The 16,809-nt window shown below is 37.1% G+C and carries 16 protein-coding genes and 1 riboswitch; of the genes, 4 read left to right on the top strand and 12 right to left on the bottom strand.

Features of this window, described 5'->3' with window-relative positions; genetic code table 11:
• Positions 1-122 precede the first annotated feature (122 nt).
• The 4 genes from P2E05_RS06175 to P2E05_RS06160 form a co-directional block, all read right to left on the bottom strand.
• Positions 123-1,802, bottom strand: a complete 1,680-nt coding sequence (locus P2E05_RS06175; protein ID WP_154635544.1) for a glycosyl hydrolase family 18 protein — start codon at positions 1,800-1,802, stop codon at positions 123-125.
• Between the two features lie 610 nt (positions 1,803-2,412).
• Complete coding sequence (locus tag P2E05_RS06170) at positions 2,413-2,820, bottom strand: DUF6691 family protein (RefSeq protein ID WP_154623689.1); 408 nt, start codon at positions 2,818-2,820, stop codon at positions 2,413-2,415.
• 4 nt (positions 2,821-2,824) lie between these two features.
• On the bottom strand, positions 2,825-3,262 hold the full coding sequence (locus P2E05_RS06165; protein ID WP_154623688.1) for a YeeE/YedE family protein: 438 nt from the start codon (positions 3,260-3,262) through the stop codon (positions 2,825-2,827).
• Between the two features lie 2 nt (positions 3,263-3,264).
• Positions 3,265-3,591, bottom strand: a complete 327-nt coding sequence (locus tag P2E05_RS06160; RefSeq protein ID WP_154623687.1) for an ArsR/SmtB family transcription factor — start codon at positions 3,589-3,591, stop codon at positions 3,265-3,267.
• A 102-nt stretch (positions 3,592-3,693) separates the two neighbouring features.
• Between P2E05_RS06160 and P2E05_RS06155 the strand changes: the two genes are divergently transcribed.
• Complete coding sequence (locus tag P2E05_RS06155; protein ID WP_154622146.1) at positions 3,694-4,227, top strand: SprT family zinc-dependent metalloprotease; 534 nt, start codon at positions 3,694-3,696, stop codon at positions 4,225-4,227.
• A 29-nt stretch (positions 4,228-4,256) separates the two neighbouring features.
• Here the strand turns inward: P2E05_RS06155 and P2E05_RS06150 are convergent, their stop codons facing one another.
• Positions 4,257-5,327 (bottom strand): magnesium transporter, encoded by a 1,071-nt coding sequence (locus tag P2E05_RS06150; RefSeq protein ID WP_276123056.1) that lies wholly within the window; start codon positions 5,325-5,327, stop codon positions 4,257-4,259.
• Positions 5,328-5,401: 74 nt separating this feature from the next.
• A riboswitch (M-box (ykoK) riboswitch) is annotated at positions 5,402-5,575 on the bottom strand.
• A gap of 613 nt (positions 5,576-6,188) precedes the next feature.
• Here P2E05_RS06150 and P2E05_RS06145 point away from each other — a divergent pair.
• A complete protein-coding gene (locus P2E05_RS06145) occupies positions 6,189-6,425 on the top strand; it encodes a HEAT repeat domain-containing protein (protein WP_154635590.1) in 237 nt (78 codons plus the stop codon).
• A 147-nt stretch (positions 6,426-6,572) separates the two neighbouring features.
• Here P2E05_RS06145 and hcr read toward each other — a convergent pair whose 3' ends face one another.
• Entirely contained in the window at positions 6,573-7,577 is a 1,005-nt protein-coding gene (hcr, locus tag P2E05_RS06140) for an NADH oxidoreductase (RefSeq protein ID WP_154624040.1), read from the bottom strand.
• A gap of 48 nt (positions 7,578-7,625) precedes the next feature.
• Positions 7,626-9,278 carry a hydroxylamine reductase gene (gene hcp, locus P2E05_RS06135; RefSeq protein ID WP_154624039.1) on the bottom strand — a complete coding sequence of 551 codons (1,653 nt, stop codon included), beginning with the start codon at positions 9,276-9,278 and terminating at the stop codon, positions 7,626-7,628.
• 318 nt (positions 9,279-9,596) lie between these two features.
• On the opposite strand from hcp, the gene P2E05_RS06130 reads away from it, so the two are divergent.
• Positions 9,597-10,694, top strand: coding sequence for a porin (locus P2E05_RS06130; RefSeq protein WP_154624038.1), 1,098 nt, complete (start codon positions 9,597-9,599; stop codon positions 10,692-10,694).
• Between the two features lie 65 nt (positions 10,695-10,759).
• On the opposite strand, the gene P2E05_RS06125 is transcribed toward P2E05_RS06130, so the two are convergent.
• Genes P2E05_RS06125 through P2E05_RS06105 form a run of 5 tightly spaced genes read right to left on the bottom strand, consistent with a single transcriptional unit; the run spans position 10,760 to position 15,028 of the window.
• Positions 10,760-11,182 carry an NUDIX domain-containing protein gene (locus tag P2E05_RS06125; protein WP_250000220.1) on the bottom strand — a complete coding sequence of 141 codons (423 nt, stop codon included), beginning with the start codon at positions 11,180-11,182 and terminating at the stop codon, positions 10,760-10,762.
• 15 nt (positions 11,183-11,197) lie between these two features.
• A complete protein-coding gene (locus P2E05_RS06120; RefSeq protein ID WP_276123055.1) occupies positions 11,198-12,445 on the bottom strand; it encodes an adenylosuccinate synthetase in 1,248 nt (415 codons plus the stop codon).
• Positions 12,446-12,473: 28 nt separating this feature from the next.
• A complete protein-coding gene (locus P2E05_RS06115; protein ID WP_154624036.1) occupies positions 12,474-13,127 on the bottom strand; it encodes an HAD family hydrolase in 654 nt (217 codons plus the stop codon).
• 9 nt (positions 13,128-13,136) lie between these two features.
• A complete protein-coding gene (locus P2E05_RS06110) occupies positions 13,137-14,231 on the bottom strand; it encodes a phosphoribosyltransferase family protein (RefSeq protein ID WP_272657587.1) in 1,095 nt (364 codons plus the stop codon).
• Between the two features lie 11 nt (positions 14,232-14,242).
• Positions 14,243-15,028 carry a HisA/HisF-related TIM barrel protein gene (locus P2E05_RS06105; protein WP_154624034.1) on the bottom strand — a complete coding sequence of 262 codons (786 nt, stop codon included), beginning with the start codon at positions 15,026-15,028 and terminating at the stop codon, positions 14,243-14,245.
• 342 nt (positions 15,029-15,370) lie between these two features.
• Between P2E05_RS06105 and clcA the strand changes: the two genes are divergently transcribed.
• Positions 15,371-16,777 carry a H(+)/Cl(-) exchange transporter ClcA gene (clcA, locus tag P2E05_RS06100; RefSeq protein ID WP_272657588.1) on the top strand — a complete coding sequence of 469 codons (1,407 nt, stop codon included), beginning with the start codon at positions 15,371-15,373 and terminating at the stop codon, positions 16,775-16,777.
• The last annotated feature ends 32 nt before the right edge of the window (positions 16,778-16,809 follow it).

Genomic DNA, 16,809 nt, shown 5'->3' with positions numbered 1-16,809 from the left:
GATTAGATAAAACAATTAAAAAATCCCAAAATATATATTTATTATCAATGAAAAAACTAACATTCAAACAATCACCAATATAGAGGGAAATATTCTCCCTCTATATTAAATCATACAATCACTTATTTAGAGAGACTATTACCTAAGCTAGAATTCATATTATTCAAAATATCACCATTATCTGCATCAATTTCCCATGCAAATAATCCGCCGAGTTTTTTATCTAAAACATATTTTCCTTTCGCTTGTACTGAGCGTTCATCATCAAACGTAATTAAATCGCCTGTTGATGCTTTAAATACATATGGAGCCTCCGCTACAGCATCATAGCTATATACCCATTCTCCACTCATATACTGATTTTTTATTTGGCGATAATCAACAACCCCATTTTCCCACGTTCCCGCTATTGGGCCTGTCGCTTTGCCCGTGAAAGGGTTACCCGCAGTATAGCCATTTACGCCAGTCCAACCTCGGCCATACATCGCTGCACCTACCACAATTTTCCCTGGATCAACACCTTGTGCTAATAATGCATTCACACCATTGACTGTTGTATATTCAGTATCAGGCCGCCAGCTTGATGCATTAAGAGCGGTTTGATAACCCAGTGTATTTAAATCAAAAGCACCGTAAAAGTCATAGCTCATCATAAAGAAATGATCGACTGATTTTTGTACCAACCCAAAATTAACTTTATCAATTTTCACTTTGGCCGCACTGATTGCGGAAGTTAATTGATATTGGCGTCCGGTTTCTTTTTCTAATTCATCCAACATAGCACGGAGTTCTTGCATCAGTAATAAATAGGTTTCACCATCCTTATCTGACGCTAATGTCACACTGGCTCCATTTGCACCGGGATATTCCCAGTCAATATCAACGCCATCAAAAAACTTCCATGTTTGTAGAAACTCTTTTACTGAACTGACAAAAGTATCCCGTTTCGTTTTATCTTTTAACGCATAAAATGGATCTGACAATGTCCATCCACCCACCGAAGGTAATATTTTTAAATCTGGATAAGCACGTTTGATTGCCATGAGTTGACCAAAATTCCCTTTATATGGATCAACAGTACCAGTTTGCCCTAATTGAAGGGCTGCCCATGGGTCATGAATACTAACCTTGTAATCCTCTCGACCAGAACATGATCTTTGTAACGACTCAAAGCTACCTTCAATTTCTTTTAAGCTATCATTAATTCCATTACCACCACACATAGGAATAAAAGCATATAAAATATGGGTTAGATTTTGTACGGGTATCTTATCAACTGGAAATTTCCGCCCGTAAACGCCCCACTCAACAAAATAGGCGGCAATAACTTTGCCTGAATTTTGTGTATAAGCTTTATTATTTTCTAATAACTGCGGCTTAAGCGGATCAAGATGGCTTCCATCGGTGTCTTTAACGATAATTTCTTTTGCATCACTTAGATTGCATTCATCTCCATTACATAACGCAACTTGTAATTGATATTTACCCCCCTTAGAAATTGAGATCGTAGCTTTACCTGATGCACCTGTGGATGCACCACTCCATACTTCTTTACTATCTAAATAAACCTTAGCTGTCGTTCCATAATCACCATTCCATAGAGCCCAGCTCACTTCAACATCAACGGCAGTTTTTCTTGTCACCAACTTTTCATAAGCGGTCGCATCACTAGAAACTGTGACTAGACTGTAAACGCTCTCTCCCCACTGAATAGAGGGTTTACCCGGAAGAGCAGCATACGAAAATTGGCTAGCAAAATGACTTACAAGCATGGTAAGAAGTACTTTATATAGTTTAAGCATATCTAACTCCTCAATTTAGCCGGAAATACCAACTATTAATGCCTGTTGGTATCGCGTTTATTCCTACATTAATGGCAGATATGACATCACTGACTGATTCACAAAAAGCATTTGCAGAATCATAAACATTCCATACGGCAAGAATGACGCAATACTCAGTGCAGTCATCGGATACTTACGCGCCACAATTTGTACTTTTTAGCTCCGTTGTGTGATGAGCTGAAGTCAATAGACTCGGCATGGTAAAACAGTGGGATAACCATGAGCGAAAACAGATTGAGAAGCTATCAGTAATAATGAACATAAACAGTTTAAGGAAAGGACTTGCTGAAATTGCTTTTTCATAACCCACCTCTGATATTCACTTAAATAGATTTTTTTGAACAGTTCATTCATTTATGAAAGCGCTGTTCATTTATATTATTGTGTGTTTAACAAGGGTGTTTTATGAAAAGTTCAATAGGAAAAGTGAAATATTTATCATGATAAGTATATTTTTAAATAAGCTTATATTTATTTTCATATGATAAAAAAGAAGGGGATCAAAAGTTAATAGATATTTTTAATTTACGAATAAAGGCATAAGCCCCGCTTGTCATGGGGCTTATATTTATTTTTTGGTTATTTGAAAAATAGACATTCCCGCTATCATTGCTAACGTGAAAACGATGCCTTGAGTTATCCCCATTCCCGTTAATAATAGTGCTGGTCCAGGACAAATACCCGCTAGCCCCCACCCCAATCCAAATAACACACTACCTATAATGAGTGGCTTATCAATTTTTTGATTTGTTGGGATCTGCATTGGACACGCTAATAAACTAACTTGGCGTTTTTTCGCGACAGCGAAGGCAATCGCACTCATTCCCATTGCAACAGCCATTGTCACTAACAACGATGGATCCCAATTTCCTGTAATATCTAAAAATCCCAGAATTTTTGCTGGATTTCCCATACCCGCTAATAATAATCCCAAGCCAAATAATAAACCTGAGATTAAGGCGATAACGATAGGCATACCTTTATCCTCTTAAATCAAAGAAATTTATCAGTGCCACTGTCGCAAATGCCACCACCATAAAAGTCACCACCGCAACAATAGAGCGACGAGAAAACCTTGCCATGCCACAAATACCATGGCCACTTGTACATCCACTGCCCATTCTTGTACCAAACCCAACCAGTAATCCTGCAAGAATAATAATGGGTGTGCTTGTGGTAATAGTGACTTCAGGTGAAAAAAAGAAGAGAATAAATAAAGATGGAGCAATCATAATGCCTAATATAAATGCAACTTTCCAAGCCGTATCACCGGCGATAGGTTTCAATACTCCACTTAAAATGCCACTGATACCGGCAATCCTGCCATTTAAAAGAAGTAATAGTGAGACCGCGGCGCCGATCAATACTCCTCCTGCGGCGGCTGACCACGGAGTGAAATTAGCCCAATCAATAGACATTGTTATTTCTCCTGTACAGGACAATAAAGTTGATAGAGTGTATTTAGCAGTGTAAAAAGCTTTTCATCCGCAATAGCGTAATAAATACGTTTCCCCTCACGGCGTGTTACCACAAGGCCTTCATGACGTAATACCGTCAATTGTTGAGAAAGCGTGGGTTGTTGTATACCTAATGAGGCTTCTAACTCGCTCACACAGGCCTCTCCCTGCGTTAACTGACACAGCAGCAACAGCCGATCAGGGTTACCTAATGTTTTCAACAACGACGATGTTTGCATTGCGGCCTGCTTCATTGCAGAGAGCACGAGTTCTGAAGAATTATCGCTCATGATATACCTCTATATATTATATAATTAAACAATATATTATTTAATATAATGATAGTCAATAAGACTTGTTTCTCTAGGTCGGGTTATATTATTCTTGCCATCATGAAAACAGTACGCGTCCCTATCTATCTTCAACAGAAAGTCATGCATACACTGCGTGAAAAGCTTCACTTAGCACAACAAAAACTGGAAAAAACATTTCCAGAACCAACAGTTAACTATAAACAACGAGGCACAACGGCTGGCAGCGCATACTTAAAAGAATGGGAAATCCGCTTAAACTCAATCCTACTGATTGAAAATGGTGATCTCTTTATTGAGCAAGTCATTCCCCATGAATTAGCGCACTTATTAGTCTATCGCATGTTTGGCCGACAAGGTATTGCACCTCATGGCCATGAATGGAAATGGATGATGGAACAGATTTTGGAAGTTCCAGCGAATCGAACTCATCATTTTGCAGTTTCTTCAGTGAAAAGCCGAACTTTTACTTATTATTGTGCTTGTACGACATCACATGAATTAACGATCAGAAGGCATAATAAAGTTGTTAGAGGGGAGAATCAGTATTTGTGTCGAAAATGCGGTGAAGTCTTAAAACAGACTATTTCGTTGGTTGCGGCAGATGTTAAATAACACTGCCGCATCATATCGATGGTGTGTCTTTAGGCGAACTCCGTCATCACCAATTTGGCAATTTCAAAGTAAATAATTAAACCTGTTCCATCAATAAAAGTCGCAATAAATGGCGCTGATACAACAGCCGGATCCACTTTTAATTTCTTCAATACCATTGGGATAATAGAAGAAACAATCGCACTCCACATAGTAATTGCAACAATCGTTAAACTCACAACAATAGTGACTTCAGCCCCAACGCCTAAAATCCAGGCCCTAATTAAAGCAGCGGCACCGATAGTTATTGCCACTAAAAACGATGTTGATACTTCTTTTTTCAGGACTGCACCTAGATTACGTAAGCTAACCTCACCTAATGCCATCGCTCTGACAAGCGTAGAAGTGATTTGTGTTCCGCTATTTCCCCCTGTTCCAATCAGTAATGGAATAAAGAAAGCAAGAGAGATTGCGGATTCTAATTGCTCTTCAAAAGCTTTTAACACTGTGCCTGTATAAGCCTCTGCAACAAATAGCATCAATAGCCATACAACACGTTTACGCCATAATGTCACTGGGCTTGTTGCTAAATAAGGCTCTTCAAGTGGTGTTGTCGCACCTTGAAGTTGTGCATCTAACGTATTCTCATCTTCTATCAATTCAGCGATATCTTGAGGTCTTAAAACCCCCATCAATTTGCCAAATTGTACAACCGGTATCATGTCTAAACCACTATGATTAATCAAATCATAAACATCATGACGTGATTGCTCAGGAGAAACTGAAAAGTAGTTGTGACGCATAATATCAGACACAAGCAAATTTTCTTCAGCTGCTAATAATGATTTAACGGAAAGGATACCATTTAAATAATTTTCCTGATCCACAACGAACAAATACGTAGGAATTTGCTCACCCTCTAAATGTTCGATCAGATTTTTTTTCACGCAATCAACTGAATCTGCAATAGAAACAGGCAAATAAGATTGGCTCATATATGCACTGACAGTTGCGTCGTCAATTTTTGGTTGCTGAGTGTTGTTGGTATTCAGGCGTGCGCCTTTCATTGCGGACTGAGCGATTGCTACAGATCCCGCTTTGTTCTGGGTAGTGAATGTCATTTTATTAGTCCCTAGTTACTGTTGTTTACTCAAACAGTACTCACATAGGGGCGAAACCAGATGAGAGAATGCGATGGCTATCTCTACGTCTCGGTTTTAGCACTATACAACGTATCCAACACATATATTGGAAGTTACATGGGGATATACCTTCGGTCGATATATCCTGTCCTGATCTTGGGCGTCTCTCGACGTCGTCAGATCAGTAACCTGTGTTTGTATAGGAGCCTCGCCTAACGAGATACTGCACTTTTGATGCGACGCGAATTATAACCATAAGATGATTAATTACCACCCCGAAAATACGGTTAATTTCCGATGACCATAGCCTTGTTTAAGTTTTGTTTAGGTTTATGTATAACAACAATTCTTGGTGTTACAAAGTGTAACCATTGATGTTTTTTTATTTTTTCTCCTAGTAAATAATACGCTATTTACTGCTATTGTTCATAATAACCAATAGAAATAGCACTTGAATAGTTATCTTCATAACCCCATAAGAATAAAGGCAAAAAAAAATTTCTTCGCTGTTTTATATTATTATGAGATGTTCGCTAAACGAATAAAACTGAACATATTAATTTAGCTCATTAGAATTTATTGAACGAAAATAAATAACAATAAAATCCATAATACAGGTAAATTTATTCAACGATAAATTTACTTACTTTAATTAACTAACTCAATCAAAGAAAATAAAAAAATAAGAGAATGCACTTAATGCATTATTTAACTCGAAAAAAAGTCTCATTTTTGATGTTTTCAAAATAAAAACATTAAATAAACGATCAATTTGGAAGTTAATATATATAATTTTAATTTAAAATATCTTCAAGTTAATTAAAGAGTGAAGTTTTAATTATGGACAGAACTATTGTCGGTATGCTGACGAATCTAACATTTCGCGTTAATGATGAGATAAAAATCGCTGCAATAGCAGCTTTGGGAGATTATAAAGCAACGATTGAATACCAAGAAGCGATTGTTCGTATTATCAATCTTTGCCAAGACCCAAATAAAGAGATAGCCGTCTCAGCTATAAATGCATTAAGTAAATTATCGGTTTATTTTATGCCTGAAGGACCCGTTTTAAAGTAAACAAATTTAACGCTAATAAAAATTACATAGTGATTTTTATATAATAACTTATAACTACGTATGTATAGTTATTTAATAACTTGTCTATAAGTCACTGTCTCATTATTAGTGGGATATATAATGAGACAGTTCATTTAATTGTTTTATTTACGCAATCTCTGTATCGCCTTGTAATTGACAACTACAAGCCAAAACATACCCTGCGGCAATCTCTTCCTCTGTTAATGTCATCGTACTGGTCGTTGTATAATTTCCTGATAATACTTTTGTTTTACAACTCCCACAAACACCAGCGCGACAAGCAGCAATCACTGGTTGTTTATTTTGTTCTAAAGCCGATAACAAAGACGTTCCCACCGGAACCTTAAAATCAACCAAACGTTGACGAATTTTTAAGGTAATGGTCTCTTCACTGGCAATCGGTTCCGGTTCTAGCGAGAAGCGTTCCATGAAGAAGTGTTCAGGTGGCACACCTAACGTTTTTGCAAATTGCTGGGCATTTTTCATATAAGGTGTGGGCCCACACGTCATGACGATGCGAGAACAAATATCTGGCACTAATGCAGATAATTTTTCAAGGGTTAAACGCCCTTCCGCAACCCCTCCATGATCAGGAGATTCCGGCATAATACATAACTGTAACCGTGATGGATATTGTGCAATTAATTGTTGCCACTCATCCGCAAAAATAATTTGCTGCTCATCTCGCACATTAAATAAAACTTTTACGTTAGCTTGAGAGCGGTATGCCATTAACCAACGTACCATCGACATAATTGGCGTTACACCACAGCCAGCAGCTAACATCAAATATTGATCACTATTTAATTCAGCACAAGTAAACTCACCCTGCGCATCTGAAAGCCATAGATAATCACCTGGCTTCACCGAGCTCGTTAACCAACATGACCCCGTTCCTTGCTCTAATCGTCTGACCGTAATAGTAATAAAACGACTTTGTCCAGGGGTCGATGAAATCGTATAAGCACGCATGATTTCATCGCTATTTTTAATACTAACAAGAGCGTATTGTCCCGGAGAATAGGTATAAAAGTCGTGATTAATTAAATTAATCGTCCATACATCGGAAGTTTCTTGATGGATAGAATGTATCTGCATTCTATTTGGACATAAACTACTCGGCATTGTCATGATATCACTCCAATTAGGGGAAATAAATTTCCCCTATCACACTTAATATTATGCAGGCAGAATTTCAGCTAGATCTTGTTCAACAGTCGTAATACTACGCATTCCAAATTTTTCATTCAGTATGTTTAATAGGTTTTCAGTTAAGAATCCTGGTGCTGTTGGGCCGGTATAGATATTTTTAACACCGAGCGATAATAGCGTTAATAAAATAACAATCGCTTTTTGCTCAAACCAAGATAGGATTAAACTCAACGGTAAGTCATTAACGCCACAACCTAATTTTTCTGCTAAGTTTACAGCAAGCATGATTGCGGAATATGCATCATTACATTGTCCAACATCTAATAAACGAGGTAAGCCTTCTAAAGTTCCAAAATCTAATTTATTAAAACGATATTTACCGCACGCCAATGTGAGAATTAAGCAGTCTTCAGGTACACTACGCGCAAAATCAGTGTAGTAGCTACGCTCACCACGGCTACCATCACATCCCCCAACCAAAAATACGTGACGTAGTTTTTTCTGAGAAACAAGATCAATCACTGTATCAGCTGCACTCAATAATGTTTGACGCCCAAATCCAACCGTAATTTTGTGCTCAATTTCTGTGTATGGAAAACCATTCATGGCTAAAGCTTGGTTGATCATTTCAGAGAAATCATCACCGGTTAAATGTTTGGCTCCAGGCCAACCCACAATACTACGAGTCCAAATACGGTCTTTATATTGCCCAACATCTGGGTCAATAATGCAGTTTGAGGTCATCAGAACAGGACCTGGAAATTTAGCAAACTCGGTTTGCTGATTTTGCCAGCCACTACCATAATTACCGACAAGGTGTGAATATTTCTTCAGTTCCGGATAGCCATGTGCAGGTAACATTTCACCATGGGTATAGATATTAATACCTGTACCTTCGGTTTGCTCTAATAGCATTTTCAAATCTTTTAGATCATGCCCTGAAATAAGAATACATTTCCCCGCAACTGGGCGAACATTCACTTCTGTTGGCACTGGATGACCAAATTCTCCAGTTTCTCCAGCATCGAGAATTTCCATTACCTTAAAATTCATCATGCCAATAGCCATCGCATTATCAAGCAACTCATTCATATTTGCGGGTAACGTACCTAACCACGCCATAATTTCATGATATTGGCGATAGATATCATTATCATATTGGCCTAATACATGCGCATGCTCCATATAAGCCGCTGCACCTTTTAAACCATATAAACAAAGCATGCGTAAACCATGAATATCATCACCAACTTGTGCTTTATCAATATCAAGTGCAAAATCTTCAGCCTGTTTTTGCAATGCAATAATATCATTACCTTTAAGCTGAATATTAATTAAAGGATGGTTAAATACAATAGCACTATTTTTTGCTTGGCATTGCTTGATTAATTTATCTCTTAAATAAATAGCTTCTCGAGCATAACCAATAATACGTTCTGAATCGAAATTAACATTTGTCAATGTTGAGAAAAACGCTCTAGGCGCGAAACTATCTACGTCGTGATCAATAATACCTAATTCACGTGCTGTTACAGCGCTAGCAGAGAGACTTTGTAACACCGCAACTAATAAGTCTTGTAGATCTGACGTTTCTGCTGTTTTACCGCACATACCCTGTGCGTATGCACAGCCATTTCCAGCTGGAGTTCTAATTGTTTGTTCACATTGCACACAGTACATGTTCATTGCCTCATAAGTTGCATTTTATATACAACATTAAGATTAAACCTTTTTCGATAATAAGGAAGAGGGATTTGAAGCTTATCTGAAGGTTTATTGATCTATATTAATGTTTTCATTGAATGAGAACTATTTACATCTATCTACCTAATAAAATAGGGAAAATTAGCCTTATTGCAGTGTACTTAATGTATATAGTGTCATTTTTAGTCTAATTAGTGCTTGCAAGATTTGATTTATTCACTTGATAATACCCTCGCTTAACTTGTTAGATAGGCAAAATTTCACTTATATAGTTATTGGGTTAAAGGATTAGTCATGAAAAAAAATAATATTATTACGATAGCGATCCCAGCGTTATTCGCTGCTGGTGTTGCTAATGCCGCTGAAGTCTATAATAAAGATGGCAATAAGCTTGATGTGTATGGTCAAATTGACGTTCGACACTATTTTGCAGATGCTAAAAGTGGTGAAGATGGGGATGATTCACGCGTTCGTTTAGGCTTTAAAGGTGATACTCAAATTACTGACCAACTCATTGGTTTTGGCCGTTTCGAATGGGAAACAACAACTCATAAAGCGGAATCGGATAACGAAAACCAGAATCGATTGGCCTATGCAGGATTGAAATTTGCCGACTTTGGTTCAGTGGACTATGGCCGCAATTATGGTGTGATCTATGATACGAATGCTTGGACCGATGTATTACCTCTGTGGGGAGCAGACACTATGGACCAAGAAGACACATATATGATGAGTCGTAACCGTAATTTATTAACTTATCGCAATAATAATGCATTTGGTTATATTGATGGTCTGAGTTTTGCTCTGCAATATCAAGGTAAAAATGGTGACCAAAACAAATCAACTGGCGACAGCTCATTAGATAATAATGGTGATGGTTACGGTTTTTCTACAGCCTATGAACTAGGTTGGGGTATATCTATCGGTGGGGGTTATTCGAACTCATCACGTACGCCAAGTCAAAAAAATGGTTCTGTCGGGGCAACGGGTAAACGTGCTGAAGCATGGAATATTGGTAGTAAATTAGAGCTTGATGAACTCTATTTAGCTGCAATGTATGGTCAAACCCTAAATACAACTCGCTTTGGTGGTGATGATTCTGAATCTATCGCAAATAAAACAGAGAACTTAGAAGTTGTTGCATTGTATTCATTCGATTTCGGTTTAACCCCTTCTCTTGGTTACAACCAATCTAAAGGTAAAAATCTCGGCACCTACGGTAGTCAAGATTTGGTGAAATATATTGCAGTTGGTGCTGCTTATGATTTCAACAAAAATATGACCGCTGTTATTGATTACAAAATCAATCTATTAAAAGATAAAGAATTTACTCGTGATTATGAGATCAATACTGATAATGTACTTGGCTTAGGTCTCATCTACCAGTTTTAAATTAAATAATTCACCCCCATTTTGATAATCATTATGGGGTGAATTCACAAGACTTCGGATTTTTATTAACGACAATCTATTGTTAATGGTGTATCCAAAATAATTTTTTGGTCCTGAGATAATGGAATTAACCAAGCTAAATTAGCAATTTTGTTTTTTGGTAATGACGCTGTGTGATGAACACTGACTTCTTCCTTCTCAACTGTCTTAACCTGAGTAAATTGTTCACTATAAGTAGAAAACATATATATACGATATTTATCAGGATTTGTAAGAATTAAAAAACATCGCCAATCGGATACGGCTGTCATTACCCCTGTTTCTTCCAAAAATTCGCGCCTCATAGCCTCCTCAGGGGTTTCTCCTTGATGTATTTTTCCGCCTACACCATTAAACTTCCCTTTTTGCCATTCTGGTTGACGTTTTTTTATCAGCACAACCTGAGTTGCATCTGGTGAATACATAAAACCAGTTACATAATTTATCATAATTTTCTTCTTAACTTAATGACAAATAATTGTTTTATCTCTATCGGCCCCATACGAAATGTAACGAATTTTTTTATTTGTATGCTCTTCAATAAATGATAAAAATAAACGTAATTCTACAGGCAATTCTAATCGGCTATGATAGTTCCCCTTTAATTGAGGCCAACCACGAAATGTATAATATATTGGTGTCACCTCTGATAAATTTAATAAAGCCGCTTCACAAGTAATAGGCTTATCTTTTTTCATATAATTTATAGCAATTTTAATTTCATCTACATTTGCTAATACATCCACATTTGTTATCGCTAATTCTGTTACACCATTAAGCTCAATAGCCTGTTTGATTAAATTCAGATCTAACCATCCGCAACGCCTTGGCCTCCCTGAAACCGTACCATACTCATTTCCACGTTCACGAATATTAATTGCCGCATCATCATGTAATTCGGTTGGGAATGGGCCATTACCAACTCTGATCATATAAGCTTTCATTACTCCTAAAACATGAATCGGTGAAGCAGGTATACCGATAATAGAAAAGCAACTTTGCACCAATGTTTGATAAGCAACGGTATAAGGATAGGAACCAAATGCATTATCCAAAAAGGTCGCTTGAGATGTTTCAAGCAAAACATCCTTATTATCTCCAAGCAATTGACGTATTTTTTTATCCGTAAAAGCAAGGTAAGGTTTAATATACTGACATTGTTCATATAAGCGTTCTACAACATCTTCAAACTCTAGCGTTAATGTGTCATTAAATACATATGTGATCTGTTTTTCCCTTAAATCCCACAGGAAAGCTAATTTTTCACGAAGTTTTATTTTATCAAGCGCATCATAGAGACGAATGCCATGCCGATTGGCTTTATCTTCAAAGCATGCACCGATCCCAAGCCCCACAGAACCAATCTTGCGACTTCCTTTGAATTTTTCGGATGCTTGATTCAATGAAGCATGAATCGGTAATACAATATGACATCGATAATCAATATAAATGGAGATATCTTGTCTAATTTGCTTAAGACGCTCTATTTCGCTAATTAAAATTTCAAGACTGATTAATGCCCCTTGGCAAATATACATATTTCCTTGATATAAGGTAGCGGGTAGCTGTGAAAATGACTGTCGTTGATTTTTTACTTGTACACAATGACCAGCATTGGCGCCGCCATTAAACCTTGCGATATGTTTTATTTTTCCCGCAAGATAATCAACAAACTTGCCTTTGCCTTCATCCCCAAACTGTAACCCAACCACTGAATACAACATTTATCCTCCTATCTATTTAAACAATATCTTCTGCTAACATTGCAGCTCCTAAAAGCGAATCAACAAGATAGGCTCCTGTCTTAGCTAAATTCTCAGCGCAATGAGTCCCACCAGTATAAAGAATCGCTTTAGCTCCTACTTCAAAAGCAGATAATGCATCATCTGCGGCATCACCAACCACAACACACCGTGATGGTAAAATATTTAATTTTTTTATATGCAATGAAAGTTGTTCGGATTTTCCCTTTTTTAATAAAGGTAATGTCCGCCCTTCCACTAAATTAAAATATGAAGATACCTGTGTATCAAAAATACTTTGGTTAAGTTCGTCTTGTTCCATTAAAGAACAAACTGATTGAGTGAACTTATTTTTATTTCTATATTGTAATGCTTCAATAGCCCCTCTAGATAAATAGGCCGTTCTAACATTGGGTTTATAATATTGGTTAAATACATCACCTATTGTTTGCCATTCCGATTTAGTCGGTTCTCTCCCCATCACATTATGATAAAAAATGTTCACCGGAACAGAGTAGTTCTCTCGATATTCATGTAAGCTTAACTCTTTAAAGCCTAACTGATTAAATACTTTATTTGCTGCAAGAAGAGAGATATGAACATCGTCTAAAAGCGTACCATTCCAATCCCATATTACATGTGACTTCCCCATAATTGTCCTTTATTGGTTATTGATCATGAAAAGTTCAAACTTACTTTTCAGGTTTAATAAATATTTTTCTTCTGGAAGTATTTTTTCTAATAGCGAAATAATCGTCAGCGAATAATCTATCCAGTCGGCTGTTGTGATACGTGCCGTTTCCGTATGATATTTTTCTTTTTTCCTTAACAAATTTATTAATTCAAAATGTCGAAAACACCAAGGCGAAAGCTCAGTTAGCGTTTTAGGATTAAAGATATTCTCTGGATGCTGATAGACTTTTTTTCTAAAAAATTTTTCCCAATGTAACTCTGTTGCGAAAGTTGAAATATCATTCATCGTGACTTGTTTGAGATATTTTTTAGCATGACTCAGGGTTCGCCCACTTCCACAATTATCATCCACTAAGAGTATCTTACCTGCCCCTTCCCAACTACGATAAAAGGGTATTTTCTTGTTTATATTAACCTCATCATAATGAGATAGCTTAATTATTCCTAAAGGCTTTTTTAAATAGCAAGATATGAGCGCAGAGCACCCTACTCCCCCTAATGCAATACCAACGATATAATCATATTGTTCAGTTAACCATAATGCAGATGTTAATGAAATAAAATGATTATCTCCCTCTATTTGTTCTCTTGGATACTTTAACCCTAAATTTGAATTTATACTGAGACTCTCCATTTCACCTAGATATTTAGGTAAATCAGTTCCCATGATGAAATTTATAATCACTGTCGCACACCAATCAATTGCTTTTATATATCCGTTAATAACATCCCTATCCTCATCATTATTACCAATAATAAAGTCTAACATTCTTAGCAATTTAGAAAACATATGGTCAGCAATGACATACTTTATGACCTTCTCAGATTCAATATCTGGGACCATTAAATATTGATTTTTCAATTCCATTAATTGATAAATAATTTGATTACAATTCAATTTTTGATAATAAACTTCTCCTCGGCTATTAATGACACCATTTTCATAATAAAATAACTTTGGTAAATATCGATATGCTTTATAAAAGCGAGCATTAGTTACAGGAGAAATCAAACTGCCTAATAAGCTAATATTTTCCGCACTAACAGAAAATAACTGACTCATAAATAAGCTCTCTATTCAATATCGTGACTCTTGGTAGCCAATAATGCATTAGGTAAATCTATTAAGCCTATATGAAGCGCTTGACCAAGGATGACTCCTTCAATACCTTGCCTACGCATAGTCGATAATTTTTTAATATCATCAAGTGAAGCCACACCACCACCAGCGATAATCGGAGAAGCCGTTTTATTACAAACTTGCTGTAATAAATCAAAATTAGGAGAGGAAAGCATCCCACCTCTGTCAACGTCGGTTACAACATAACGTTGACAGCCTATTTTGTTCAGCCTTTCTAAAACGGGCCATAGCATTTTATTGATGATATTCCACCCTCGGCTTGTAAGATAATATTGTCCTTCTATTTGTTTAACATCCAATGCTATTGCGATCTTGTCGCCATATTCCATAAGCACCTTTTCGCACCAAGCTACATTTTCCAGCGCTGCCGTACCGATATTCACTCTTTGGCAACCTAAATTAAGTGCTCGAGATAATGTTTCATCGTCACGTATCCCCCCACAAATTTGCACTTGCGCATTCGCTTTAACAACGGCTTCCTTAATGGATTGATAATTGTCACCTTTACCAGCAGCCGCATCCAAATCAACCATATGAACGTATTTGGCGCCAGCATTTTGCCAGCGATTAACGACTTCAACTGGGGTTCCAAGGATCTTGTTATCAACTTGTGCTTTATTATAGTGTTTACCCTGCGTTATTTTAATTGCAGTCTGAGAAACCATTGCATAGCCAGATACAATATCGATTGAAGGATAAATATCTAAAAATTTAAGCATCGTTAAACCTAATTATTCGTCACTAACGGAGCTAAATATTAGCTTACTGATTATTTAAGTCACAATCTCAATAAAAATTAGAGCATTACTTATTATTATTACGCTTAAATAGCTTAAAGCACCCTCTATAAATAATTAGCTATTAATCTTCATAATCTTTTCCTTAATCATTCATAACTCATCATTATCCAATAGTTTAAATTAGAAAAATTTCGTTTGGTTTACGTTATCTTTTAAATAAAATACCTAACAATAAATTTATGGTATGGTTTAGCGAACTTACTGTTGTGCTAAAATAATCACTATTTGTTACTCATTACCAATATAGAGAGTCATAAAAAGATGTCCGAACAAAGTCCCATTAGCCAATCTGCAATGAAATATCGTTTTGGAATACTCAGACGATTGAAAGAGTCTAATAAGACACCAGTGACGATTTTACTTTTAGCCGCAGTCATTGGCGCATTTGTGGGCCTTATTGGTTCTTTGTTTGAATTAGGTACAACTTGGGTAAGCAACTACAGAAGTAGCACTGTTGGTGAACTGGTCACTGATAAATGGCTAATAATTCCAGCCATGTTTGCTGTATCTGCCATATTAGCGATGGTGGGATACTATTTAGTGAAAAAAATATCTCCGGAGTCTGGAGGCTCAGGTATCCCAGAAATCGAAGGGGCTTTGCAAGATTTACGCCCAGTCCGTTGGTGGAGAGTGATCCCCGTTAAATTTTTTGGTGGACTAGGGGCTTTAGGTTCCGGAATGGTACTGGGCCGTGAAGGCCCTACCGTACAACTGGGGGCTAATATAAGCCAAATGTTTTATGATATTTTTCGCGTTAAAAATAATGAGTCACGTCACACCCTATTAGCCGCAGGCGCAGCAGCTGGTTTATCAACAGCCTTTAATGCACCGCTTGCTGGTATTTTATTTGTCATTGAAGAAATGCGCCCACAATTTAAATACAGCCTGATCTCCATCAAAGCTGTCTTTATTGGCTCAATCACGTCTACGATTGTCTACCAGTTAATCAGTGGCCAAGCAGCGATTCTAAACATCGGACAATTTTCATCTGCCCCGCTAAACACGCTATGGCTTTATTTAGTCTTAGGGCTGTTGTTTGGTGTCGTGGGTATTTGTTTTAATAATTTTTTACTCTACCTGCAAACTAAGTTTCTCGCCTTCTATCAAAATAAAGTATCCCGCTTTGTATTAATGGGGGGGTTAATTGGTGGTAGCTGTGGTGCTATTGGCGTTTACGCGCCTGAAATTGTGGGTGGAGGCTTTTCAATGATCCATCAGATGATGGTGGGAAGCTTTACAATCTCCCTTTTAATTCTATTTTTTGCTTTACGCTTTCTAACATCAACGATCAGCTTTAGTTCTGGAGCCCCAGGAGGCATTTTTTCACCCTTACTCGCATTAGGCACACTTTTTGGTGGGATCTATGGTTACTGTGTTTTAGAAATTTTTCCTGATTATCAAATTGAAATAGGGACTTTTGCTATTGCGGGTATGGGAGCATTATTTGCAGCAACCGTTAGGGCACCATTAACAGGGCTAGTTCTTGTCCTTGAAATGACCAGTAATTATCAACTGATTTTACCGATGATTATTACTTGTTTAGGTGCAACTATGGTCGCACAACTACTCGGCGGTAGACCGCTTTATTCTGTTTTATTAGAAAGAACATTACAACGAAGTGCAGCAGAAAAATCAGAAGAGCAAACAAAAACGGTAAATCAAGCCTAACTCATTGGCGGGATGGTATACATCCCGCCATC

Origin of the sequence: Providencia stuartii (assembly GCF_029277985.1) — a bacterium.
Classification (GTDB): domain Bacteria; phylum Pseudomonadota; class Gammaproteobacteria; order Enterobacterales; family Enterobacteriaceae; genus Providencia; species Providencia zhejiangensis.
Note: the sequence above shows the minus strand (reverse complement) of the source record. Positions and strands in the feature narration are given on the sequence as shown.